22 protein-coding genes are annotated in these 23,259 nt (G+C 65.3%); 18 read left to right on the top strand and 4 right to left on the bottom strand.

Annotated features, from left to right (window positions below):
* Nucleotides 1–98: 98 nt before the first annotated feature.
* The 7 genes from DT069_RS17990 (at nt 99) to DT069_RS18020 (ending at nt 7,829) form a co-directional block, all read left to right on the top strand.
* A complete protein-coding gene (locus DT069_RS17990) occupies nt 99–989 on the top strand; it encodes an HpcH/HpaI aldolase/citrate lyase family protein (protein ID WP_119461692.1) in 891 nt (296 codons plus the stop codon).
* Nucleotides 990–1,028: 39 nt separating this feature from the next.
* Nucleotides 1,029–2,078 (top strand): MaoC family dehydratase, encoded by a 1,050-nt coding sequence (locus tag DT069_RS17995; RefSeq protein ID WP_119461693.1) that lies wholly within the window; start codon nt 1,029–1,031, stop codon nt 2,076–2,078.
* Between the two features lie 1,082 nt (nt 2,079–3,160).
* Nucleotides 3,161–3,556: a succinate dehydrogenase, cytochrome b556 subunit gene (gene sdhC, locus DT069_RS18000; protein WP_119461694.1), complete on the top strand. Its 396-nt coding sequence runs from the start codon at nt 3,161–3,163 to the stop codon at nt 3,554–3,556.
* Nucleotides 3,556–3,951: a succinate dehydrogenase, hydrophobic membrane anchor protein gene (gene sdhD, locus DT069_RS18005; RefSeq protein ID WP_119461695.1), complete on the top strand. Its 396-nt coding sequence runs from the start codon at nt 3,556–3,558 to the stop codon at nt 3,949–3,951. Before sdhC ends, sdhD begins: the two co-directional genes overlap by 1 nt.
* Nucleotides 3,952–4,042: 91 nt before the next feature.
* The gene (sdhA, locus tag DT069_RS18010) at nt 4,043–5,839 is read left to right on the top strand and encodes a succinate dehydrogenase flavoprotein subunit (RefSeq protein WP_119461696.1); all 1,797 of its coding nucleotides are present in this window, start codon (nt 4,043–4,045) and stop codon (nt 5,837–5,839) included.
* 53 nt (nt 5,840–5,892) lie between these two features.
* Nucleotides 5,893–6,669 (top strand): succinate dehydrogenase iron-sulfur subunit, encoded by a 777-nt coding sequence (locus DT069_RS18015; protein WP_119461697.1) that lies wholly within the window; start codon nt 5,893–5,895, stop codon nt 6,667–6,669.
* A gap of 47 nt (nt 6,670–6,716) precedes the next feature.
* A complete protein-coding gene (locus tag DT069_RS18020; RefSeq protein ID WP_119461698.1) occupies nt 6,717–7,829 on the top strand; it encodes a hypothetical protein in 1,113 nt (370 codons plus the stop codon).
* A gap of 7 nt (nt 7,830–7,836) precedes the next feature.
* On the opposite strand, the gene DT069_RS18025 is transcribed toward DT069_RS18020, so the two are convergent.
* The gene (locus tag DT069_RS18025; RefSeq protein ID WP_119461699.1) at nt 7,837–8,043 is read right to left on the bottom strand and encodes a DUF6494 family protein; all 207 of its coding nucleotides are present in this window, start codon (nt 8,041–8,043) and stop codon (nt 7,837–7,839) included.
* A gap of 241 nt (nt 8,044–8,284) precedes the next feature.
* Between DT069_RS18025 and zapE the strand changes: the two genes are divergently transcribed.
* The 10 genes from zapE to DT069_RS18075 all read left to right on the top strand — a co-directional run bounded on the left by zapE (nt 8,285) and on the right by DT069_RS18075 (nt 20,147).
* Entirely contained in the window at nt 8,285–9,430 is a 1,146-nt protein-coding gene (gene zapE / locus DT069_RS18030; protein WP_425450352.1) for a cell division protein ZapE, read from the top strand.
* 140 nt (nt 9,431–9,570) lie between these two features.
* Entirely contained in the window at nt 9,571–10,533 is a 963-nt protein-coding gene (gene mdh / locus DT069_RS18035; protein ID WP_119461700.1) for a malate dehydrogenase, read from the top strand.
* Nucleotides 10,533–10,799, top strand: coding sequence for a hypothetical protein (locus DT069_RS18040; protein ID WP_119461701.1), 267 nt, complete (start codon nt 10,533–10,535; stop codon nt 10,797–10,799). The genes mdh and DT069_RS18040 overlap by 1 nt, the downstream gene beginning before the upstream one ends.
* Before the next feature lie 182 nt (nt 10,800–10,981).
* Nucleotides 10,982–12,151 (top strand): ADP-forming succinate--CoA ligase subunit beta, encoded by a 1,170-nt coding sequence (sucC, locus tag DT069_RS18045; protein WP_119461702.1) that lies wholly within the window; start codon nt 10,982–10,984, stop codon nt 12,149–12,151.
* Nucleotides 12,151–13,026: a succinate--CoA ligase subunit alpha gene (sucD, locus tag DT069_RS18050; RefSeq protein WP_119461703.1), complete on the top strand. Its 876-nt coding sequence runs from the start codon at nt 12,151–12,153 to the stop codon at nt 13,024–13,026. Before sucC ends, sucD begins: the two co-directional genes overlap by 1 nt.
* A 139-nt stretch (nt 13,027–13,165) precedes the next feature.
* Nucleotides 13,166–16,057 carry a 2-oxoglutarate dehydrogenase E1 component gene (locus DT069_RS18055; RefSeq protein WP_119461704.1) on the top strand — a complete coding sequence of 964 codons (2,892 nt, stop codon included), beginning with the start codon at nt 13,166–13,168 and terminating at the stop codon, nt 16,055–16,057.
* A gap of 43 nt (nt 16,058–16,100) precedes the next feature.
* Nucleotides 16,101–17,393 (top strand): 2-oxoglutarate dehydrogenase complex dihydrolipoyllysine-residue succinyltransferase, encoded by a 1,293-nt coding sequence (odhB, locus tag DT069_RS18060; RefSeq protein ID WP_119461705.1) that lies wholly within the window; start codon nt 16,101–16,103, stop codon nt 17,391–17,393.
* 38 nt (nt 17,394–17,431) lie between these two features.
* Nucleotides 17,432–18,151, top strand: coding sequence for a peptidase C39 family protein (locus DT069_RS18065; RefSeq protein WP_119461706.1), 720 nt, complete (start codon nt 17,432–17,434; stop codon nt 18,149–18,151).
* 47 nt (nt 18,152–18,198) lie between these two features.
* Complete coding sequence (lpdA, locus tag DT069_RS18070) at nt 18,199–19,611, top strand: dihydrolipoyl dehydrogenase (protein WP_119461707.1); 1,413 nt, start codon at nt 18,199–18,201, stop codon at nt 19,609–19,611.
* 89 nt (nt 19,612–19,700) lie between these two features.
* On the top strand, nt 19,701–20,147 hold the full coding sequence (locus tag DT069_RS18075) for a hemerythrin domain-containing protein (RefSeq protein ID WP_119461708.1): 447 nt from the start codon (nt 19,701–19,703) through the stop codon (nt 20,145–20,147).
* 33 nt (nt 20,148–20,180) lie between these two features.
* Here the strand turns inward: DT069_RS18075 and DT069_RS18080 are convergent, their stop codons facing one another.
* Genes DT069_RS18080 through fsa form a run of 3 tightly spaced genes read right to left on the bottom strand, consistent with a single transcriptional unit; the run spans nt 20,181 to nt 22,558 of the window.
* Nucleotides 20,181–21,143 (bottom strand): tyrosine recombinase XerC, encoded by a 963-nt coding sequence (locus DT069_RS18080; protein ID WP_119461709.1) that lies wholly within the window; start codon nt 21,141–21,143, stop codon nt 20,181–20,183.
* Entirely contained in the window at nt 21,122–21,850 is a 729-nt protein-coding gene (locus tag DT069_RS18085) for a DUF484 family protein (RefSeq protein ID WP_425450353.1), read from the bottom strand. The genes DT069_RS18080 and DT069_RS18085 overlap by 22 nt, the downstream gene beginning before the upstream one ends.
* Before the next feature lie 51 nt (nt 21,851–21,901).
* Entirely contained in the window at nt 21,902–22,558 is a 657-nt protein-coding gene (gene fsa, locus DT069_RS18090; RefSeq protein ID WP_119461710.1) for a fructose-6-phosphate aldolase, read from the bottom strand.
* Between the two features lie 198 nt (nt 22,559–22,756).
* Here fsa and DT069_RS18095 point away from each other — a divergent pair.
* Nucleotides 22,757–23,259 (top strand): primosomal protein N' family DNA-binding protein (locus DT069_RS18095; RefSeq protein ID WP_483887792.1); only part of this gene is annotated, 503 nt, incomplete at its 3' end.

Consider the following 23,259-nt stretch of genomic DNA (forward strand, 5'->3'; position numbering starts at 1 on the left):
GAGGAGTCTGCGGGCCGCAAGCTTGCCACAGGCCGGCCTTTCTTTATAGTCGTGGAAATCAATCGGGGATTGACCTGTAAAATGGGGGGCCGGACCACATGGATCGCAGTTCGCGGCCGCGCCGTAGCGTCTTGTACATGCCGGGGTCGAACGCCCGGGCGCTCGAGAAGGGGAGGACTCTGGCGGCCGATGCGCTGATCCTCGATCTGGAGGACGCCGTCGCGCCGGAGGCGAAACGAGATGCGCGAGCCCAGGTCTGCAAGCAGGTCCAGGCCGGCGGCTTCGGCCTGCGCGAGGTCGTCATCCGGGTCAATGGCCTGAATACGCCCTGGGGCTATGCCGATCTGGTCGCGGCGAGCGGCTCGGGCGCCGACGCCATCCTCCTGCCGAAGACCGAGAACGTCGAATCGGTGCGGCAGGCCGAGGCGGTAATGGCCGCCAACGGGGCGCCGCAGGACCTCGATCTCTGGTGCATGATCGAGACGCCGCGGGCGATCCTCAATGCCGAGGCGATCGCCAGCGCCAGCCCGCGCGTCACTTGCCTGGTCATGGGAACGTCCGACCTGACCAACGATCTGCGGGCGCGGCATACGCCGGACCGCCTGCCGATGCTGACGAGCCTCAGCCTGTGCGTGCTGGCGGCGCGGGCCTATGGGCTGGCGATCCTCGACGGCGTGCATCTCGACCTCGATGACAGGGACGGTTTCGCCCGGTCCTGTCAGCAGGGGCTCGAGCTCGGCTTCGACGGCAAGACGCTGATCCATCCGAAGACGATTGCCGTCGCCAACCAGATCTTCGCCCCCTCGGCTGAGGAAGTCGATTGGTCGCGGCGAATCATCAAGGCCCATGCCGACGCGATGGCCGAGGGCCGCGGCATCGTCGTAGTTGACGGCAAGCTGGTCGAGAACCTCCATGTGCTGAACGCGCGCCGCATCGTCGACTTGGCCGAGTCCATCGCGGAGCTCGAACGGGCCGCAGCGGCGTCATGAGCGCTTCGCCCGCAGTCGCCGGAGAATGATGCCCACAGAATGATGAAAGCCAATCCGGGCAATTTCTTCGAGGATTTCCATTTCGGCCAGGAGATCCGCCACGCTACGCCGCGGACCGTCACAGCGGGCGATGCGGCGCTCTATGTCGGACTGACCGGCTCGCGCTTCGCGGTGCCGTCGTCCGATGAATTCGCCCGCTCTCTCGGGCTCCCGCGCGCGCCGATCGACGACCTGCTGCTCTTTCACGTCGTCTTCGGCAAGACGGTTCCGGACATCTCGCTGAACGCGGTCGCCAATCTGGGCTATGCCGCCTGCCGGTTCGGGGCGCCGGCCTATCCCGGCGACACCCTCTCTGCGACCTCTACGGTGATCGGCCTGAAGGAGAACTCCAACCGGCAGACCGGCGTGGTCTATGTCCGCTCGCGGGGCGTCAATCAGTGGGATGAGACGGTGCTGGATTACATCCGCTGGGTGATGGTCCGCAAACGCGACGCGGCTGCCGCGGCGCCTGCGCCGGTGGTACCGGATCTGCCCGAGGCGGTACCGGCGGCGGACCTGGTCGTTCCAGCCGGGCTCGATCTATCCCGCTACGACACGGTGCTCGCCGGGTCGCCCCATCGCTGGGAGGACTATGCGGCGGGCGAGCGCATCGACCATATCGACGGAATGACGGTGGAAGAGGCTTGCCACATGACGGCGACTCGCCTCTACCAGAACACCGCCCGCGTGCATTTCAACCAGCATGCCGAGAAGGATGGGCGGTTCGGTCGCCGGCTGGTCTATGGCGGGCATGTCATCAGCCTTGCGCGGGCGCTCAGCTTCAACGGCCTTGCCAACGGCTTCCGCATCGCCGCGATCAATGGCGGGCGGCACGCCGCCCCGGTCTTCGCCGGCGATACGATCTATGCCTGGACCATGGTAACGCAGACGATCGATCTGCCCGGCCGCGCAGATCTGGGCGCCTTGCGCCTGCGGACCGTCGCGACGAAGGATCGCCCTTGTGGGGACTTTCCGGGGCTGGAGGCCGGGCAGGCCGATTCCGCCGTCGTGCTGGACCTCGATTACACGGTGCTGATGCCGCGCCACTGAAGTCCCGTTGATCTCCAGCGGGGTGCATGATTAGATGGAGGCGTCAGGCGCGGACAGACCGAGAGTCCTCGCATCGTGCCCTGGAGGCGGGCGCATCCTGACGCCTCCGAAGCCTTTCGGCTCCCATACGGGAAAGCGGTGAGGCTTCTTGCCGTCCCTCCGGACGACTCCGTCGGATGGTGCAGATCCGACCGAAGCGTTCTGACGGCCTTTCGCCGCCCCGAAGGACGGCCCGCCCGGCGATGGGCTAGCGTCTCTCGACTACCTCCCGGCGGCGCTCGAGGGTCTCGGATTGGTCCGAAGACGAACCTCGGCGCAGGCTTGCGGCGACACCGCGGGTGGCTGCCTAGTGCCGCCTCTGATCCGCCGTCTCTCCCCTAAACGAGGCCGGTCGGAACCGGGAAGGCAGGTCCTTGCGAGGGACGCCTGACCCTTCACCCCGGCCGTCACGCCGTGCAAGTCGCCTTGCACCGGCCCGGCGGCCGGCACGTGGCGGCACCTGCCCCAAAGACCCGGCGCCGCCACGACCCGTCGCCCCTTCGCGGTTCTCTCTGTCGCCCCGAAGTCCTGATCCGACAGGCTTCGTGCAAGAGCGCGCTGGAGCCGACGGTGTCACGCTTTCGCGTATGAAGCACAGTGTTAAGGAGGCTCCGAAAGGGCGCAATCCGGAAGTTAAGAAAATTTGAAAAAAGCTGTGAGTGGATTCGCAGATGACTCACAAAGGCCCAACAGGATACCCACATTTCTGTCCACACTTCCCCGGGAAAGGGCGGTGGAGCAGCCAGTGATTGGCCTGTCCGATCGTCGGAAACCGATATTTTGCGCTGCAGATATTGCTGGGATAATCTCGAGCTGCTGCCGCTCGCTCGCGTCGAAAACGCACAGGAAACCAGCGATCGGCAGCCGGCGCGGCGCGCTTCGTCCAAGGTTGCAGCGCAGCGCGGAACGTTGACTTGGTTGGCGCGGGGGCCTAAGAGTGCCTGGCAGCATGTATCGTCCGACATCGCATCATCGGCGCGCGCCGCCTTGATTTCCGCGAGTTCATGCAAGCACAGTTCAGGACGATGCTGAAGGATTGACTCATGCCAACGCAAGACAGGCCGCTGTCGCCACACCTGCAGATTTATCAGCCGCAACTGACGTGGACGATGTCGATCAGTCATCGTCTCACCGGGATCGCGTTGGCCGTCGGAACATTGCTGCTCGTCTATTGGCTGATCGCCGCCGCGCAGGGGCCCGAGGCCTTCGCGACGGCGCAGGCGCTCGTCGGGTCCTGGATCGGCCGGCTGCTTCTGTTCGGCTGGACGATCGCGCTGTTCTATCATCTCGCCAACGGCATCCGGCATCTGGTCTGGGACACCGGGCTGTGGCTCGACCTGCCCTCCGTCTATGCCTCCGGCCGGGGCGTATTGATCGCGACCGCACTACTCACGATCGTCACCTGGATCGCCGGATATTGGTTCAGGGGGGGCGCCTGATGCACCGCGCGACCCGCTCCTATCGGTCCGACCTCGCCCGCGTGCGCGGCCTCGGCTCCGCCAAGGAAGGAGCCCGGGAGTGGTGGATGACGCGCCTGACCTCGGCGGCGCTCGTGCCGCTGACCGTATGGTTCGTCGTCTCGATCGTCGGCCTGGTCGGCGCCGACCATGCTGCCGTGGTCGCCTGGCTTGGTTCGCCGGTCGCCGCCGGCATCATGATCCTGTTCATCGTCGTCACGTTCCATCACACCCAATCGGGCTTGAAGGTCGTGATCGAGGACTATGTCCATGTCGAATGGCTGAAGATCGGCGCGATCGTGCTGGTGACGTTCGCCAGCATCGTCCTCGCGTTGGCGGCGATCATCGCCGTCCTCGTGATTGCCTTCGGAGATTAGCTTGTCCATGACTGACGGAACGCAAGAGGTTGCCGGCCCGGGGGCGAACCAGGGGGTAAAGCGGGGCAATTCAAGGCTCCCCAGCGGCACCATGGTCCATAAGAAGGCGTATGAGATCGTTGAGCATGACTATGACGTGGTCGTGGTCGGCGGCGGCGGCGCCGGCCTGCGCGCCACGCTCGGCATGGCCGCCAAGGGGCTGAAGACGGCCTGCGTCAGCAAGGTGTTCCCGACCCGCAGCCACACTGTCGCCGCGCAGGGCGGAATCAGCGCTGCCCTCGGCAATATGGGCGAGGACGACTGGCGCTGGCACATGTACGACACGGTCAAGGGATCGGACTGGCTCGGCGATCAGGACGCCATCGAATATATGGTGCGCGAGGCGATTCCCGCCGTGATCGAGCTGGAGCATTTCGGCGTGCCCTTCAGCCGCACTCTCGACGGCAAGATCTACCAGCGTCCGTTCGGCGGCATGACCACGCGCTTCGGCGAAGGCATCGCGCAACGGACCTGCGCCGCCGCGGATCGCACCGGTCACGCGATCCTGCATGCGCTCTATCAGCAGGCGCTGAAGTTTTCGGCCGAGTTCTTCGTCGAGTATTTCGTGATCGACCTGATCATGGACGACGATGGGTCCTGCCGCGGGATCATGGCTTGGAACCTCGACGACGGCACGCTGCATCGCTTCCGCGCCCATATGGTCGTGCTGGCGACGGGCGGTTATGGCCGGACCTACTTCTCCTGCACTTCGGCCCACACCTCGACCGGCGACGGCAACGCCATGGCGCTGCGGGCCGGCCTGCCGTTGCAGGATATGGAGTTCATCCAGTTCCACCCGACCGGCATCTATGGCGCCGGCTGCCTGATCACCGAGGGCGCGCGCGGTGAAGGCGGCTATCTGACGAACTCCGAAGGCGAGCGGTTCATGGAGCGCTATGCGCCCTCCGCGAAGGACTTGGCATCGCGCGACGTCGTCAGCCGCTCGATGACGATCGAGATCCGCGAGGGCCGCGGCGTCGGGCCGGAGAAGGACCATATCCACCTGCATCTCGAGCATCTCGATCCGCAGTTGCTCCACGAGCGGCTGCCCGGCATTTCCGACACCGCGCGGATCTTCGCCGGCGTCGACGTGACGCGCGAGCCGATCCCCGTCCTTCCGACCTGCCACTACAATATGGGCGGCGTGCCGACGAACTATCATGGCGAGGTGATGACACTTAGGAACGGCGGTGCCGAGGGCGTCGTGCCGGGCCTGATGGCCATCGGCGAGGCGGCTTGCGTCTCGGTGCACGGCGCCAACCGTCTCGGCTCGAACTCGCTGCTCGACCTGGTGGTGTTCGGCAGAGCGGCGGCGAACCGCTGCGCCGAGATCATCACGCCGGGCGAGTCGCACAGGCCCTTGCCGACCGATGCCGGGGAGATGGCGCTGGTCCGGCTCGACAGGGCGCGCCATGCGAACGGCAGCACCCCGACCGCAGCGCTGCGGCTCGAGATGCAGAAGATCATGCAGCAGAACTGTGCGGTGTTCCGCACCGGCGAGGTCCTCGCCGAGGGCGTGGCGAAGCTGAGCGAGGCCTGGGCGCGGCGCGGCGACATCCGGGTCACCGACCGCTCGATGATCTGGAACAGCGATCTGGTCGAGACGCTCGAGCTCGACAATCTGCTCTATCAGGCGGTCGTCTCAATGGCCTCCGCGGCAAACCGGACGGAGAGCCGCGGCGCCCATGCGCGCGAGGATTATCCTGACCGCGACGACACCGACTGGCTGAAGCATACGCTGGTCTGGTGCGACGAGCGCGGGCAGGCGACGATAGACTACCGTCCGGTGCATCTGCAGCCGTTGACCAACGAGGTGCAGTCCTTTCCGCCGAAGGCACGCGTCTACTAACGGATGCCGGTACCTCCGACGGGATTTCACGCGTGATTCGAGGAATGTGACGGATGGTTCAACTCACGCTCCCGGCCAACTCCAAGATCCGGGCCGGCAAGACGGTCAAAGCGCCGCCGGGCGCCAAGCGGGTGAAGACCTTCAAGGTTTATCGCTGGAACCCGGAGGACGGGCAGACGCCGCAGGTCGATGCGTTTGAGATCGATCTCGACGCCTGCGGTCCGATGGTTCTCGACGCGCTCATCAAGATCAAGAACGAGATCGATTCGACCCTGGCCTTCCGCCGCTCCTGCCGCGAGGGCGTCTGCGGCAGCTGCGCGATGAATATCGACGGCGCCAACACGCTCGCCTGCACCAAGTTCATCGACGACGTGAAGGGCGACACCCGGGTCTATCCGCTGCCGCATATGAAGGTGGTCAAGGATCTCGTGCCCGATCTCGGCGGCGTCTTCGCGCAATATGCCTTGATCGAGCCGTGGCTGAAGACGCAATCCCCGCCGCCCGAGCGCGAGCGGCCGCAATCGCCGGAGGAGCGGGCGCGGCTCGACGGGATGTGGGAGTGCATCCTCTGCTTCTGCTGCACCACCTCCTGCCCGAGCTACTGGTGGAACGGCGACCGCTATCTCGGCCCCGCGGTTCTGCTGCAGGCCTATCGCTGGATCGCCGACAGTCGCGACGAATATACCGGCGAGCGCCTCGACGCGCTCGAGGATCCGTTCCGCCTCTATCGCTGCCACACCATCCTGAACTGCACCCGGACCTGCCCGAAGGGCCTGAACCCGGCAAAGGCGATTGCCGAAATCAAGAAGCTGATGGTGGTCCGTCGCTGATCGAGATCGCTCATCGCACCGAAGCTGCAAAGCCGTCAGGAGGGCCGATGCGGTCGATCGCGCTGCGCCTCATCTTGCTTCTTGGCTTGTTGATTCCCATTGAGGCTGGGGCCGTCGACGCGCAGCAGGTCGAGCGCGACGTCGTCGCGGCGCTCGAAGCCCTCGCGGGCGGCGCGAATGCGATGCTGGCCTATAACGATGTCGAGGCGCATGCGGCCGGGCCCGCCTTCAACGTCGCGGTCCACGGCCTGCGCCTGATGCCGGACACATCGAGCTATCTCGACGTCGGCACGCTCCGCTTCCGATTGACGCCGGACCCGGCGGATGCCGACCTCTCCACGATCAGTGACGTCCGGTTTCCGGCCGAGCTTCCCTATCGAGGTGTCGACGGCGCGACCGAAGCTATCATCGAGCTGCCATCCTTCAGCTTCACCGGCTCATGGTCACACCGGCTGCAGATGCTCCTCGCGGGAAACGCCGCCGTCGGCAATCTCCGCGTGCTGGATGCAGCCGGTACCGAACTGCTCCGGCTCGCGCAGGCCGTGGTCGATCTCACGACGTCCGACTTCGACGGCGACTCCGCGCGCGCGAACTTATCGCTGCAGCATGGCGGCCTCGCCCTTCGACCCGCGATGATCGGCGATCATCCGCTCGCGCCGCATCTCGTGCCGCGCGACATGACGCTTCAAGCCGGGCTGGAGGACCTGCCCGGACGCGAACTGGCCGGTGCCTTCCAGGCGTTCATCGCATCGGGAGACGCGGACGAGGCTGCCGCAGCCGCGCGGCGGCTGCTGGTGGAGGCCGGCAGCAAGCTTCGCCTCTCCGATACGGTGATCGACACGGGGACCGTGCGCCTTTCGCTGGACGGATCGGTGCAGGCCGATCCGGCCGCGGCGCGCGACGCCGTCGCCGCCATGGATATCGAAATCGCCGGGCTGGACGCGCTCATCGCTCTCGCCGTTGCCGCGCCGCCCGTGGCCGGCGGGATCGATGCGGCGGCGCCGCTGCAGATTCTGCGCGCCTTCGGCACGCCGGCAAGCGCGGCCGACGGCGTGGTGGTCTATCGCTATGCGATCTCGCTGTCGCCGGCCGGGGAGTTGCTGGTGAACGGACGGGACTTCCGCTTTCTGCTGCCGCAGCTGTCGTCTCCGGCCAACTGACGCGATTTCAGGACAGTGAAATCTCGCCGTCGATCTTGTGATCGACATCGAGTGTCTCGATCGTCAGCGTCATCCGCGCTTTGATCTTTTCTGTTCCCGTCAGCTTCCCCGATTCAATCGCGGCATTGACCGCGGCCTCGATCTCGCGTTGCGACGTAACGCCCACGCGCTTGAGAAACTTGCGCAGATCCATATTGAAGACATCGACGTTCATCTGATCCTCCTTCGATTCGATCGAGGGAGGATAAAGGCGACACCTGCGGTACGCCAGTGGGGCGATGCTTAGCACGCCGTTCGCCCGATGCGGAGGGGCGGGTTTCAAACCCGCACCCTGCTTCCGACGTTTCAATGCCTATATTGTTCCTTGCCCGAAGTAATTCAGATGGCGGCGATGTCGCATCAAGGCTTCCTTAATCATTTTCCGTCTGTCATTTTCCCGCTTGTTGTTGGTTGTCATGAATGATGCGACGCCGGCCTATTCGATGACGACCGACGGACCGTTGACTGCCTATCGTGCCCGACGACATGCGGGCAAGCTGCAGCCGGATCCCGCGCAGGTTCTTGCCGCGGAGAAGTTGCAGAGCCTGCATAACGCGCTGAAGCGTTATCAGCCGGCAATGGGAAAGGGACGGTGGCGCGAGCGATTGGGGCTCACGCGGCGGCGCGAAGAACCGCCGCAGGGGCTGTATATGTTCGGGGGCGTCGGGCGCGGCAAGTCGATGTTGATGGATCTGTTCTACGAGACCGCGCCGGTCGCCGCGAAGCGTCGCGTCCACTTCCACGAATTCATGCTCGACGTTCATGATCGCCTGCATCGAGCCCGGCATCGAACGGCCGCCGACGGCGATCCGATTCCGCCGCTGGCCGACGACATCGCCGAAGAGGCGTGGCTGTTGTGCTTCGATGAATTCCACGTTGGCAACATCGCCGACGCGATGCTGCTCGGGCGCTTGTTCGGCGCGCTCTTCGATCGCGGCGTCGTGATGGTGGCGACGTCGAACGTCGCGCCGGATGCGCTCTATGAAGGCGGCTTGCAGCGCGAGCGCTTCTTGCCCTTCATCGACCTGCTGAAGCAGCGCCTCGACATTCTCGAACTCGACGGTGAGCGGGACTATCGGCGCGCGCGGGTCAAGGGAATGACCGTCTATCACTGGCCGCTCGGCGATGCCGCGGAGCAGGCCCTGAAGGATGCCTTCGCGCAGCTGACGGATAAGGCGTCAGGCGAGTCCACGTCGCTGACGGTGCATGGACGCCGCGTCATGGTGCCGAAGGCGGCGAAAGGCGTCGCGTGGTTTGCGTTCGCGGACCTTTGCGAGCAGCCGCTCGGCGCCGCCGACTATCTCGCGATCGCCACCCATTTCCACACCTTGATTCTGTCCGGCGTGCCGAAGATGGCGGCGGTGAACAGGAATGAAGCGCGTCGATTCGTGACGCTTGTCGATGCGCTCTACGAACACAAAGTCAATTTCATCTGCGCCGCGGCCGATGCACCGGAACAGCTTTATGCAACCGGTGAAGGTGCGCTCGAGTTCCGTCGGACGTCCTCTCGTCTGATGGAAATGCAATCGGCCGATTACTTGGCGTGCGCGCACCTACCATAAAAATGATGACCGCATACCACTTCTACTTGCTCTTGGGGTTGAAAGAGAGTAGCAACACAATAACTAGTGATGTATGCGCGTCCGTTGAAACTGTCGTCCTGATCTTGAAAGGCCGACCTCGGACTTCGCTAGGAGAATAAATGTCGCGCAAGAAAATCGCCCTGGTCGGCGCGGGCAATATCGGCGGAACATTGGCCCTGTTAGTCGGCCTCAAGGAGTTGGGCGATGTCGTTCTCATCGACGTCGCCGACGGCATCCCGCAGGGAAAGTCACTCGACCTCGCACAATCCTCATCGATCGAAGGCTTCGACGCCGACCTTCGCGGCTCGACCGATTTTCGCCAGATCAAAGGCGCCGACGTGGTGATCGTCACCGCCGGCATTCCGCGAAAGCCAGGCATGAGCCGCGACGATCTGATCGAGGTGAACGCGAAGGTCATGAACAAGGTCGGCGCCGCGATCAAGCGGCATTGTCCGAAAGCGTTCGTGATCGTCATCACCAATCCGCTCGACGTCATGGTCTGGGTGATGCGCGAGGCGAGCGGCCTACCGCACAACAAGGTTGTTGGCATGGCGGGCGTTCTCGACAGCGCGCGCTTCCGCTATTTCCTCGCGCAGGAGTTCAAGGTTTCGGTCGAGGACGTGACCGCATTCGTCCTTGGTGGCCACGGTGACACGATGGTGCCGCTGGTGCGCTACTCGACGGTGGCGGGCATTCCGCTGCCCGATTTGGTGAAGATGGGTTGGACCACGAAGCAGAGGCTCGGTGAGATCGTTCAGCGCACGCGCGACGGCGGCGCCGAGATCGTCGGCCTCTTGAAGACGGGGTCCGCATTCTATGCTCCGGCAGCCGCCGCCATTACGATGGCCGAGTCATATCTCAAGGATAAGAAGCGCGTGCTGCCCTGTGCTGCCTACCTCAACGGCCAGTATGGAGTGAAGGGTCTCTATGTCGGCGTGCCAGTGGTGCTCGGTGCCGGCGGCGTGGAGAGGGTGGTCGAGATCGATCTGAACAAGGCCGAGAAGGCGATGTTCGACAAATCGGTCACGGCCGTTAGGGGCCTCATCGATGTGGTGAGGAAGCTTCAGAGAGGAGATCTTTGATGAAGAAGCCTGTGAAGAAAGCTGCGCCGAAGAAGAAGGCGACGGCGAAGGCGGCTGCCAAGTCGACGGCCAAGAAGGCCGCGCCGAAGAAGAAGGCGGCCGCGAAGGCGGCTGTCAAATCCACGGCTAAGAAAGCCGCGACCAAGAAGACCGCGACCAAGAAGACCGCGACCAAGAAGACTGCGGCTAAAAAGACCGCAAAGTCCGCGGCTAAGAAGACGACCGCCAAGAAGGCCGCGCGGCCGAAGGCGAAGAAGGCAAGCTAGCCCGGGGGTATTAGGCCAGCTTCTCAAGTTTTTACGGTCTGCGGCGGCGGCGCACCGACGGTTAGCGCAAACTTCTTCGGGGCTCAGGCTTGCACCACCCCCCGAAGGTGCTAGAGTACGCGCCGCGCTCGAACAGAGCACCTTGGGCGCCGCCGCCAATATAGCAACGTGATAGCAGGCCGATGAATATCCACGAATACCAGGCCAAGGGCCTGATGAGGAAATTCGGCGTCGCCGTACCGCGCGGCGCTGTTGCCTATACAGCCGAGGAAGCGGAAGCCGCAGCGCGTGATCTAGGCGGGTCGGTTTGGGTCGTCAAGGCCCAGATCCACGCCGGGGGCCGCGGCAAGGCGGGCGGCGTCAAGGTCGCGAAATCGATGTCCGACGTCCGGGACGCCGCGACCAAGATGCTGGGGATGACCCTGGTCACGCATCAGACCGGCCCGGCGGGAAAAGAGGTCAAGCGCGTCTATATCGAGGAAGGCTGCGACATCAAGCGCGAGCTTTATCTCGGCATGCTGATAGACCGCGCGACCTCGCGCGTGACTTGCATGGCCTCGACCGAAGGCGGCACCGAGATCGAGGAGGTCGCGGCCAAGACGCCGGAGAAGATCCTCAAGGTGGATATCGACCCGGCGACCGGGATCATGCCGCACCATGCGCGGCGGATCGCCTTCGGCCTCGGCCTCGAAGGTCCACAGGTCGGCGCCGCCACGAAGTTCATCATCGCGATGTACAAGGCCTTCACCGAGCTGGACGCCAGCATCGTCGAGATCAATCCGCTGGTCGTGACCGGATCGGGCGAGGTGATCGCCCTCGACGCGAAGATGAACTTCGACGACAACGCGCTCTATCGTCACAAGGACGTTGCCGAGCTGCGCGACGAGGACGAGGAAGATCCGGCCGAACTCGAGGCGGCGCGGCACGACCTCAACTACATCAAGCTCGACGGCAATATCGGCTGCATGGTCAACGGCGCCGGTCTCGCCATGGCGACCATGGACATCATCAAGCTCTATGGCGGCGAGCCTGCGAACTTCCTCGATGTCGGCGGCGGCGCGACCAAGGACCGGGTGACGACGGCCTTCAAGCTCATTCTTTCGGATGCGAACGTCGAGGGTATCCTGGTCAATATCTTCGGCGGCATCATGCGCTGCGACGTGATAGCCGAGGGCGTCGTCGCGGCGGCGCGCGAGGTCAGCCTGCATGTGCCGCTGGTGGTCCGCCTCGAAGGGACCAATGTCGAGCTGGGAAAGAAGATCCTGCGGGAATCGGGACTGCCGATCGTGTCGGCCGACAATCTTGCCGATGCCGCGGAGAAGATCGTCAACGCTGTGCGTGAGGTTGCCTGATGGCCGTTCTCGTCAACTCCGACACCAAGGTGATTTGCCAGGGCTTCACCGGCGCGCAGGGCACCTTCCACTCCGAGCAGGCGATCGCCTACGGCACTAAGATGGTCGGCGGCGTGACGCCGGGCAAAGGCGGCACGACCCATCTCGACCTGCCGGTCTTCGACACGGTTGCCGAAGCGGTGCGGCAGACGGGCGCCAACGCCTCGGTCATCTATGTGCCGCCGCCCTTCGCCGCCGATGCGATCCTGGAAGCGGAGGATGCCGGGGTCGAACTCGTCGTCTGCATCACCGAGGGCATTCCGGTGCTCGACATGGTGCGGGTGAAGCGGGCGCTTGCCGGCAGCAGGACCCGCCTGATCGGCCCCAATTGCCCCGGCATCATCACGCCGGATGCCTGCAAGATCGGCATCATGCCGGGTCACATCCATTCCCGTGGCCGGATCGGTGTTGTTTCCCGCTCGGGCACGCTTACTTATGAAGCGGTGGCACAGACCACCACGGCCGGGCTCGGCCAGTCGACCTGCATCGGGATTGGCGGCGATCCCGTCAACGGGACGAACTTCATCGACTGCCTCGACCTGTTCCTGGCCGACGACGAGACCGACGGGATCATCATGATCGGCGAGATCGGCGGAACGGCCGAGGAGGACGCGGCGGCGTTCCTGAAGAGCCAGAAGAAAAAGAAACCCGTCGTCGGCTTCATCGCCGGCGTCACGGCGCCGCCAGGGCGCCGGATGGGACATGCCGGGGCGATCATCTCCGGCGGCAAGGGAGGAGCAGCGGGCAAGATCGAGGCGATGCGCAGTGCAGGCATTGCGGTCGCCGAGTCGCCTGCCAGCCTGGGGAGCACTATGTTAAGGGTCATGAAAGGCTGACCGCGCCATAAAGTGCGGTCGCCGGAATTGTCAGGCGGCGGGGCCTTACCGGCCGCGCACTTTCAAGAGGCTCGTGCGATTCGGGCTCCAATTCTTGGGGACAAGTATTGGAGCCGTCGCACGAAGGTAAGCGAGAGAGATGCAACCTTACGAGAACTCCTTCCTTTCCGGTCCGAACGCAAGCTTCATCGTCGAACTCTACGCCCGCTATATAGAAGACCCGGACTCGGTCGACCCGAGTTGGCGCAGCTTTTTCGCAGACCTGCAGGATGATGCCCGTTCGGTCCTGCAGGAGTTGCGCGGGGCCAGCTGGGCGCCACAGCGCCCGGGTATAATCGGGGACGAGTCGGCCGGAAACGGTCAGCAGGTCGAGGCGCCGACCACGCCCCGGAGCGCCCGCGGCAATGGCGCTTTGGCTCCGACCTCGGCGGGCTTCGATCAGGTTCGCGCCGCGGCCAAGGATTCGATCTGCGCGCTGATGCTGATCCGCTCCTATCGGGTCCGTGGCCATCTCGAGGCCAACCTCGATCCGCTGAAGCTTCGGCCGCACGAGCCGCATCCCGAGCTGGACCCCCGGACCTACGGCTTTACCGAGGCCGACATGGACCGGCCGATCTTCATCGGCAATGTTCTCGGCCTGGAAACCGCCACGGTCCGCCAGATCGTCCGGGTTCTCCGCGAGACCTATTGCGGCAATATCGGCGTCGAGTACATGCATATCGCGGATCCCGAGCAGAAGGCTTGGATCCAGGAGCGTATCGAGGGGATCCGCAACCAGACCGACTTCACCGACCGGGGCAAGCGGGCGATCCTCGACCGGCTGACCGCGGCGGAGATGTTCGAGCAGTTCCTTGACCGGAAATATACCGGGACCAAGCGGTTCGGCCTCGACGGCGGTGAATCGACCATCCCCGCGCTCGAGCAGATCCTGAAGCGCGGCATCCAGCTCGGGGTGAGCGAGGTCGTCGTCGGCATGGCCCATCGCGGCCGGTTGAACGTGCTGGCCAACTTCATGGGCAAGCCGTTCGCCGCGATCTTCGCCGAGTTCCAGGGCAATCCGGCGCATCCCGAGGACGTGCAGGGCTCGGGCGACGTGAAATACCATCTCGGCACCTCCGGCGACCGCGAGTTCGACGGCAAGACCGTGCATCTGTCGCTGACCGCCAACCCCTCGCATCTGGAGGCGGTCAACACCGTCGTGCTCGGCAAGGTCCGCGCCAAGCAGCAGCAGAAGGGCGACGTCAACCGCGAGCATACGATGGCGCTCCTGCTGCATGGTGATGCCGCCTTCGCCGGGCAGGGCCTGGTTGCCGAGACGCTCGATCTCTCGGAGCTCAAGGGCTATCGCGTGGGCGGTACGATCCACTTCATCATCAACAACCAGATCGGCTTCACCACCAATCCGGTGAACGCGCGCTCCGGCCCCTATTGCTCGGACGTCGCAAAGATCTGCCAAGCACCAATTCTCCACGTCAATGGCGACGATCCGGAGTCGGTCGTGCATGCCGCGCGCATCGCCATGGAGTTCCGCCAGCAGTTCAAGAAGGACGTCGTCGTCGACATGTTCTGCTATCGGCGCTTCGGACACAGCGAGATCGACGACCCGGCCTTCACGCAGCCGGCGATGTACCGCAGGATCGCCGGCCATCCGTCGGTGCGCGAGATCTATGCCGACCGGCTGGTCGCCGAAGGCACGCTGACGCGCGACCAAGCCGACGATGTGGTCGAGCGCTTCCGCAAAAATCTCGATGCGGAGTTCGAGGCCGCCGGCAGCTACCGGCCGAACAAGGCGGACTGGCTCGAGGGCGCCTGGTCGGGCCTCGAGATCGCCTCCGGCGAGGATCGGCGCGGCGAAACCTCCGTCGGGATCGAGACCCTGAAGAATGTCGGCCGCGCGATCACCGCTATCCCGGAAGGCTTCCACGCCAACCGCAAGGTTGCACGCCTCTATGGAACGCGGCGGCAGATGATCGAGACCGGCGAGGGCGTCGACTGGGCGACCGCCGAGGCGCTCGCCTTCGGAACCCTGCTGATCGAGGGTTCGCCGATCCGCATGTCCGGACAGGACTGCTCGCGCGGCACCTTCTCGCAGCGCCATGCCGCGCTCATCGATCAGGAGAGCGAGGAGCGCTACACGCCGCTGAACCATGTCGGCGACGGTCAGGCGCCGTTCGAGATCATCGACAGCCCGCTCTCGGAGGCGGGCGTGCTCGGTTTCGAGTATGGATACAGCCTGGCCGACCCGACGGCCCTGGTGATCTGGGAGGCGCAGTTCGGCGATTTCGCCAACGGCGCGCAGGTCATCATCGACCAGTTCATCAGCTCCGGCGAGGCCAAGTGGCTGCGCATGTCCGGCCTGACCATGCTGCTGCCGCACGGCTATGAGGGGCAGGGGCCGGAGCATTCCTCGGCCCGGCTGGAACGCTATCTCCAGCTCTGCGCCGAGGACAACATGCAGGTCGTGAACTGCACGACGCCGGCCAACTATTTCCACGTCCTGCGCCGGCAGTTGCATCGCAATTTCCGGAAGCCGCTGGTGATGATGACGCCCAAATCGCTGCTGCGTCACAAGCTCGCGGTGTCGAAACTCGCCGACATGGCGGAAGGCACCAGCTTCCACCGCGTCCTGTGGGACGATGCGCAACCGGACGCGGATAAGGACGTGAAGCGGGTCGTGCTTTGCTCGGGCAAGGTCTATTATGACCTCTTCGAGGAGCGGGCACGGCGCGGCTCGTCGAACATCTATCTGATGCGGCTGGAGCAGCTCTACCCATTCCCCTGCAAGGCGCTGACCCAGGAGCTTGGGCGCTTTCCCCAGGCCGAGATCGTCTGGTGCCAGGAGGAGCCGAAGAACATGGGCGCCTGGAGCTTCGCCGCGCCGGAGGTCGAGACCCTGATGGCCGAGATCGGCTCGAAGCAGCGGCGGCTGATCTATTGCGGGCGCCCGGCAGCGGCGGCGCCGGCGACGGGGCTGCTGCGGCGCCACAACCGGGAGCAGGCGCAGCTCGTGGACTCGGCGTTGACCATCTGAAGATGCCTTAGCGACTCTGGAACGAAGCTGGATCGGAATTGTCATGGCGACGGAAATCGTAGTGCCCGCCTTGGGTGAATCGGTGACGGAAGCGACCGTCGCCCAATGGATGAAGTCGGTCGGCGATCCGATCGCAGTCGACGATCCGCTGGTCGAGCTCGAGACCGATAAGGTGACGCTGGAGGTTTACGCCTCCGCCGCTGGCACCCTCGGCGAGATTCGCGTCGAGCAGGGCGAGACCGTCGAGGTCGGCGCCGTGCTCGGCCTGATCAACGAAGGCGGCGCGGCGGCCCAGGCGAAGCCGTCGCCGTCCAAGGCAGAGGCGCCCGCCCAGGAAAAGGCGCCGGAAAAGGCCCCAGAAAAGGCAGCAGCGCCGGAACCGGCCCCGAAGCCTGCGGCTGCCGAGTCCCTAGCGCCGGCGGTGCGCAAGCTCGTCGAGGAGAACGGCCTGGAGCCGAGTGCCATTCCCGCCAGCGGCAAGGACGGTCGGCTGACTAAGGGCGACGTGCTCTCGTTCCTCGAACGGCGGCGGCCCGACGAGGCTAGATCGGCCGAACCCAAACCGGCGGCAACACCGACCGAAGCGCGGCCGGCGCCGTCACCCCCACCGTCGCCCCCACCGTCGCCCACTGGCGGCGCGCGCGAAGAGCGCGTCCGGATGACGCGGCTTCGCAAGCGCATCGCCGAACGGCTGAAGCAGGCGCAGAACACCGCCGCCATGCTGACCACCTTCAACGAGGTGGATATGAGCAACATCATGGCGGTCCGCAGCCAGTTCAAGGACAGCTTCGAGAAGAAGCATGGCGTGAAGCTCGGCTTCATGTCCTTCTTCGTGAAGGCCTGCATCGTCGCGTTGAAGGAGATCCCGGCGGTTAATGCCGAGATCGACGGCGACGACATCGTCTACAAGAATCATTACGACATCGGCGTCGCCGTCGGGACGGAGCAGGGGCTCGTCGTGCCGGTGGTACGCGACGCCGACCGCATGAGCTTCGCCGAGATCGAGGCGGAGATCACCGAGCTCGGCCGCAAGGCGCGCGACGGCAAGCTGACGATCGACGAGCTGACCGGCGGCACCTTCACCATTTCGAACGGCGGCGTCTATGGCTCGCTGATGTCGACGCCGATTCTCAACCCCCCGCAGTCCGGCATCCTGGGGATGCACAAATCGCAGATGCGGCCTGTCGCTGTCGACGGTAAGGTCGAGATCCGGCCGATGATGTATCTCGCCCTGTCCTACGATCATCGGGTCATCGACGGTCGCGAGGCGGTGACGTTCCTGGTCCGGGTCAAGGAATGCCTGGAGGATCCGCAGCGGATCCTGCTGGAAATGTAATCGATCCGTCGCCGGCCGCCCGATAGGGGAGACGCCGCGTGAGCACGCTTGATCAGAGAACATCGCAGAGCGCCGCTTGTGCCGCCGGACAGGGGGCTGTCGGCGCGCCGATCCTCCTGCCGGTGCCGCATTACGCGCAGACCCTCGATTTCACCTGCGGCCCGTCCGCGCTGATGATGGTGATGAAGGCGCTTGATCCGACGGTGGAGATGAGCCGCGCCCTTGAGATGCAGCTCTGGCGTGAGGCGACCACCATCTTCATGGGGGCGGGCCATGGCGGCAGCGGTGCCTTCGGCCTCGCCATCGCCGCCCATCGGCGTGGTTTCGACGCCGAGGTCACCGTGAATCACAAAGGCGTGCTGCTCGCCGACCGGGCACGCAGCGACGTGAAGCGCGAGGTGATGCGGCTAGTGCAGGAAACCGATCTGCGCGAGGCGCGCGAGCGCGGCATTCCCGTCGCCTACGGCCGTCTCGGCGCCGACGATTTGGAGCGCAAGGCCCGCGAGGGCTGGCTGCCGATCGTCCTGGTCAGCACCTTTTATATTCATGGCGATCACGTGCCGCATTGGGTCGTCGTTACCGGCCTCGACGCCGAGGCGGTCACTCTCAACGATCCTTGGGTCGATGTGGCGGGCGGCAAGACCGCGGCCGACATGTCCAATCTGCGCGTTCCGCGCAAGGACTTCGACGGCATGGCGCGCTACGGCAAGGCCAGAGAGCGGGCCGCGGTTCTGGTGCGCCGGCGCCCGGCGCCATAGGTTCAGCCTTCTTTATCCGACCCCATCCTCGCGACAAGGACACGATCATGACGGACAACAACCGGTACGATCTGGTGATCATCGGCGGCGGGCCCGGCGGCTATGTCGCCGCAATCCGCGCGGCGCAGCTCGGCTTTCGCACCGCCTGCGTCGAAAAGCGGGACCGGCTCGGCGGCACCTGCCTCAATGTCGGCTGCATTCCATCCAAGGCGCTGCTGCAATCCTCGGAGAAGTATGAGGAGGCGAATCACACGCTCGCCGCGCATGGCGTCAAGCTCGGCAAGGTCGGGCTCGACCTGAAGACGATGATGGGCCGCAAGGATACGGTCGTCGACGGGCTGACCAAGGGCATCGAGCTGCTGTTCAAGAAGAACAAGGTCGCCTTCATAAAGGGCGCCGCCCGCATCGCCTCGCCTACCGAGATCGCGGTCGATCTGGCCGATGGTGGGACCCAGACGCTGTCGACCGACCGCATCGTGATCGCCACCGGCTCGGACGTGGCGCCCTTGCGCGGCGTCGAGATCGACGAGCAGCGGATCGTCTCCTCGACCGGTGCCCTGTCGCTCGATCGGGTGCCCGGCCATCTCGCCGTGATCGGCGGCGGCTATATCGGCCTCGAGATGGGTTCCGTCTGGCGTCGCCTCGGCGCCGAAGTCACGGTGATCGAGTTCCTCGACCGCATCGTGCCCGGCATGGACGGCGAGATCGGCAAGCAGTTCCAGCGGGTCCTGTCGAAGCAGGGCGTCAAGTTCCGGCTCGGCACGAAGGTGACGGCCGCGAAGAAGACGAACAAGGCGGTAACGCTGACGCTGGAGCCGGCGAAGGGCGGCGAGTCGGAAACGCTGGACGCCGACATAGTCCTAGTGGCGATCGGCCGCAGGCCCTTCACCGATGGGCTCGGCCTCGAGGAAGTCGGCGTCGAGCGCGACGAGGCGGGACGCGTCAAGACTAACGGGCGGTTCGAAAGCAGCGTGCCCGGCATCTACGCCATCGGCGACGTGATCGCCGGTCCGATGCTGGCCCACAAGGCGGAGGAGGAGGGCGTCGCGCTGGTCGAGATGCTGGCCGGCCAAGCCGGGCATGTGAATTACGAGACGGTGCCGGGCATCGTCTATACCTGGCCCGAAGTGGCGAGCGTCGGCCGGACCGAGGAGCAGCTCAAGGTCGACGGCGTCGACTATAAATCCGGCAAGTTCCCTTTCACGGCCAACAGCCGCGCCCGCACCAACGCCGACACGGACGGCTTCGTCAAGATTCTGGCGGACGCCAAGACCGACCGGGTTCTGGGCGTACATATCATCGGCCCCGATGCCGGCACGATGATCCATGAATGCGTGATGGCGATGGAGTTCGGCGGCTCGGCCGAGGATATCGCCCGCGCCTTCCACGGCCATCCGACCCTGAACGAAGCGGTGAAGGAAGCCGCCCTCGCCGTCGACGGCCGGCCGATACATATCTGAGGGCGCACGGCCGGAGAATCTTCGGAACTACCGCCGCGGCCTGCTGTTCTAAAGGGCATTGTCCCAGCAAGAGGCGTGGAAGGTGTCCGATGGACCTGTGGCAGCTGATCAAGAACGATCACGACAATGTCGACGAGATCTTCCGACAGATCCTTCAAGAAAGCAGCGGTGATCTCCGCGACAAGCTGTTCCTGCAGCTCAAGCGCGAACTGATGCTGCACACCAAGGTCGAGGAAGATGTTTTCTATCCGGCGCTCAAGCACTTCGACGAAACGCGAATGTACCTCGCCGATGCGCATAAGGAGCATGACGAGGTGAAGACGAGACTCGAAGAACTCGGCAAGGGCTCCAAGGACAGCCCGGAATGGGCGCGGAAGCTGGGTGAGCTCAAGGGAGTGATTCAGCACCACGTCCGCGACGAGGAGGACAAGATCTTCCCCGCCGCCCAGAAGGTGATCGACGCCTCACGGGCCGAAGATCTGAAGCGCCAGATCGAACGGGAGAAGAGCCAGGTTCTCCAACATGAGCTCGTTTGAGGCTGCCGTCTCTGGCGCGGCACGCATCCATCGTCACCGCCGCGCCCGCGGATGCGCGCCGTCATAGACCGAGAGCAGCCGGGCGGTATCGACATGGGTATAGCGCTGCGTCGTCGAGAGCGAGGCGTGGCCGAGCAGTTCCTGGATCGCGCGCAGATCGCCCCCCGAGGCGAGAAGATGGGTGGCGAAGCTGTGGCGCAGCGCATGCGGCGTCGCCGTTTCGGGCAGGCCGAGCAGATAGCGTAATCGCTCCATCTGAAGCTGCACCTGGCGCGGACCCAGCCGCCGCCCGCGCGCGCCGAAGAAGAGCGGATCCTCCGGCGCGCCGCCGAACGGGCAGGCGGCGAGATAGTCGGCGACCGCCGCCGCGACCACCGGCAGGACCGGCACGGTCCGCTGCTTGTTGCCCTTGCCGGTGATGACGAGGTCGGTGACCCGGTCGGTCGCGGGCGGTGCATCGCCGCGATTGAGCGCCAGCGCTTCGCCGATCCGCAGGCCGCAGCCGTAGAGCAGGGTCAGGACGGCGGTATCGCGCTTGGCGATCCAGGACTCGTCGGACAGCTCGGCGGCGCTGTCGAGCGCGTCGAACGCCTCCGCGCCGGTCAGCGCCTTCGGCACCGATCGCGGCAGGCGCGGCGCGCGAATGCCGGACAGCGCGGCGTTCTCGACAAGGCCGCGCCGCGCCAGGAAGGTGAAGAAGCCGCGCAGCACGCTCAGCGCCCGCGCGGTCGAGCTGCTTTCGAGCCCGTTGCCGGCGCGGGCGCTGAGCCAAGCGCGGAAATCGGCGCGGCGCAAGGCCGCGAGATCGGCGAGTGACGGCAGCCCGCCGAGATGTCCGGTCAGGAAGGCGAGGAAGCCGGCGAGATCGCGGACATAAGCATCGATTGTATGCGGCGAGGCGCGCCGCTCATGCCGCAGCCAGCGCTGCCATTGCTCGACGCCGACGGCGAGATCCGGCGCCGCGGCGAACCCTATTACTCCGGCAGATCGAGCCACGTCCGGATGCAATGTTCGAGGACGCGGGCCAGGAAACCAAGCAGCTCGGTGCCCTGACCGGGATTGAAATAGCCCGGATGCCTCGTGCCGAAGGCGAGGACGCCGGTCGGCGTCCGCTGGCTGACCGAAAGGCGCAGCAGCGCGTCCGAGCGGACCAGCCCGGCCGCGCCGGCGAAGATCAACTCGTCACCGCGGACGTCGTCGCGCAGCAGAACGGCGCGGTCCGGGCCGATGATCGAGTCGACCGTGCCCGGCTCGAGGATCTGGACGCCGTCGATCCGGGCGCGATGTGGCGACTGCTCGGTCGCCTCGATGCCGAGCGTCACCACATCGACATCGAGAAGGATGGCAAGGTCCGTCGTCACCGTCTCGATCAGATGCTCGAAGCTCCGCGCCGACAGAAGCGCCAGCGCCGCCCTGTGCACGCGATCCTGCGTCGAGAGATTGTCGCGGCTGTTGGCGAGCAGGTCGTCCTGATCGGCGCGCAGCCGGGCGAGATCATGACGGAGCCGCATCACCATGAACTGCTGAAGGTCGATCAGCCGGTCGCCGTCGCAGCGCCCCGGCGGCAATTGACCGTCGAGCAGTTCCGGATGGCGCTGCAGGAAGTCAGGGTGGTGGCGCAGATAATCGATGACCTGGGCGGCCGAGACCTGTGGATGATCCGGGTTCGTCATCCCGACGGCGTCCTCGGGCGTTTGCGACATGGCGTGGCCTTTGTTGCGCTATGAATTGCCTGAGCGCGAGTGGACTGGGCGTTAAAGGATCGACTGGCCGGTCTTCGACCAGTCGGCGAGGAACGCGGCCAGTCCCTTTTCGGTCAGCGGATGATTGAACATCTGGCGCAGGATCGCCGGCGGCATGGTCACTACATCGGCCCCCATCTTCGCCGCTTCGACGACATGCATGGGATGTCGGATCGATGCGACGAGCACTTCCGTCGTGATCGTCTCATAGGCGCTGTAGATCTGCACGATGTCGGCGATCAGCGCCATCCCGTCGGCGCCGATGTCGTCGAGGCGGCCGACGAAGGGCGAGATATAGCTCGCGCCCGCCTTGGCGGCGAGAATCGCCTGGGCCGGCGAGAAGCACAACGTCACATTGACCGGGACGCCTTCGCTCGACAGCGCCTTGCAGGTCTTCAGCCCGTCCGGCGTCAGGGGCACCTTGACCGCGACATTGTCGGCGATCCGGGCGAGCTTCCGGCCTTCGGCCAGCATCGTCTCGTGATCGAGCGCGGTGACCTCGGCGCTGACTGGCCCGGGGACGATGGCGCAGATCTCCTTGACCATGTCGATGAATGTCCCGCCGGACTTGGCGATCAGGGACGGGTTGGTCGTCACGCCGTCGACAAGTCCCGTCGCGGCCAGATCGCGGATCTCGCCGATATCGGCGGAATCGAGGAAGAACTTCATGATGCTTTACGATGTGCCTTTCGTTTCCTTGGAAGTGCCGAGCTCTTCGGTTAGACGGTCGGCGCCTGATGCGGATGCGTTGGCCTCAGCCACTGTCCACCCGGAGGCGCTCGTCGACAGCCCCCAGTCCTCCCCTAGGTTCTTCCCCGGGGCTCGTCCTATCGTGGCCTGACCGGCGTGCGTAAGATAGTGTATCGCATGCCCGATCGCCATGCCAATTCCCGCGCAATCGAAACGGCGCCCGAAGTGGGGGCCGAGGCCGCCGGGCGTGACCTCGTCCGGGTCCTGCTTCCGCTGCCGCTGCCGGAGGCTTATGATTATCGCGCCGGCGATGGCCTGACGCTGGAGCCCGGCGACTTCGTCACCGTGCCGCTCGGCCGGCGCGAGGTCATCGGCGTCGTCTGGGGCCCGGGCGAAGGCGCGGTCGAGGCGGCGCGCCTGCGAGACGTCATCGACCGGCTCGACGCGCCGCCGATGCCGGCGGTTCTGCGCCGGTTCGTCGAATGGGTCGCCGCCTACACCCTGTCGCCCACCGGGGCCGTGCTGCGCATGGCGATGAGCGTGCCGGCCGCGCTGACGCCGCCCCGACCGATCGCCGCCCTGCGCCTGGCCGAGGGCGATCCCGCCGCGCGCGGCGTCCGCCTGACGCCTGCCCGGCAGCGGGTGATCGATGCGCTGGCCGGCGAGCCGCCGCGGTCGGC

This window comes from Virgifigura deserti, from assembly GCA_003576685.1.
Classification (GTDB): Bacteria; Pseudomonadota; Alphaproteobacteria; order Dongiales; family Dongiaceae; genus Virgifigura; species Virgifigura deserti.

Coding starts and splice junctions, on each gene's coding strand:
- DT069_RS17990 (WP_119461692.1), top strand. CDS start 99: ATGGATCGCAGTTCGCGGCCGCGCCGTAGCGTCTTGTACATGCCGGGG.
- DT069_RS17995 (WP_119461693.1), top strand. CDS start 1,029: ATGATGAAAGCCAATCCGGGCAATTTCTTCGAGGATTTCCATTTCGGC.
- sdhC (WP_119461694.1), top strand. CDS start 3,161: ATGCCAACGCAAGACAGGCCGCTGTCGCCACACCTGCAGATTTATCAG.
- sdhD (WP_119461695.1), top strand. CDS start 3,556: ATGCACCGCGCGACCCGCTCCTATCGGTCCGACCTCGCCCGCGTGCGC.
- sdhA (WP_119461696.1), top strand. CDS start 4,043: ATGGTCCATAAGAAGGCGTATGAGATCGTTGAGCATGACTATGACGTG.
- DT069_RS18015 (WP_119461697.1), top strand. CDS start 5,893: ATGGTTCAACTCACGCTCCCGGCCAACTCCAAGATCCGGGCCGGCAAG.
- DT069_RS18020 (WP_119461698.1), top strand. CDS start 6,717: ATGCGGTCGATCGCGCTGCGCCTCATCTTGCTTCTTGGCTTGTTGATT.
- DT069_RS18025 (WP_119461699.1), bottom strand. CDS start 8,043: ATGAACGTCGATGTCTTCAATATGGATCTGCGCAAGTTTCTCAAGCGC.
- zapE (WP_425450352.1), top strand. CDS start 8,285: ATGAATGATGCGACGCCGGCCTATTCGATGACGACCGACGGACCGTTG.
- mdh (WP_119461700.1), top strand. CDS start 9,571: ATGTCGCGCAAGAAAATCGCCCTGGTCGGCGCGGGCAATATCGGCGGA.
- DT069_RS18040 (WP_119461701.1), top strand. CDS start 10,533: ATGAAGAAGCCTGTGAAGAAAGCTGCGCCGAAGAAGAAGGCGACGGCG.
- sucC (WP_119461702.1), top strand. CDS start 10,982: ATGAATATCCACGAATACCAGGCCAAGGGCCTGATGAGGAAATTCGGC.
- sucD (WP_119461703.1), top strand. CDS start 12,151: ATGGCCGTTCTCGTCAACTCCGACACCAAGGTGATTTGCCAGGGCTTC.
- DT069_RS18055 (WP_119461704.1), top strand. CDS start 13,166: ATGCAACCTTACGAGAACTCCTTCCTTTCCGGTCCGAACGCAAGCTTC.
- odhB (WP_119461705.1), top strand. CDS start 16,101: ATGGCGACGGAAATCGTAGTGCCCGCCTTGGGTGAATCGGTGACGGAA.
- lpdA (WP_119461707.1), top strand. CDS start 18,199: ATGACGGACAACAACCGGTACGATCTGGTGATCATCGGCGGCGGGCCC.
- DT069_RS18075 (WP_119461708.1), top strand. CDS start 19,701: ATGGACCTGTGGCAGCTGATCAAGAACGATCACGACAATGTCGACGAG.
- DT069_RS18085 (WP_425450353.1), bottom strand. CDS start 21,850: ATGTCGCAAACGCCCGAGGACGCCGTCGGGATGACGAACCCGGATCAT.
- fsa (WP_119461710.1), bottom strand. CDS start 22,558: ATGAAGTTCTTCCTCGATTCCGCCGATATCGGCGAGATCCGCGATCTG.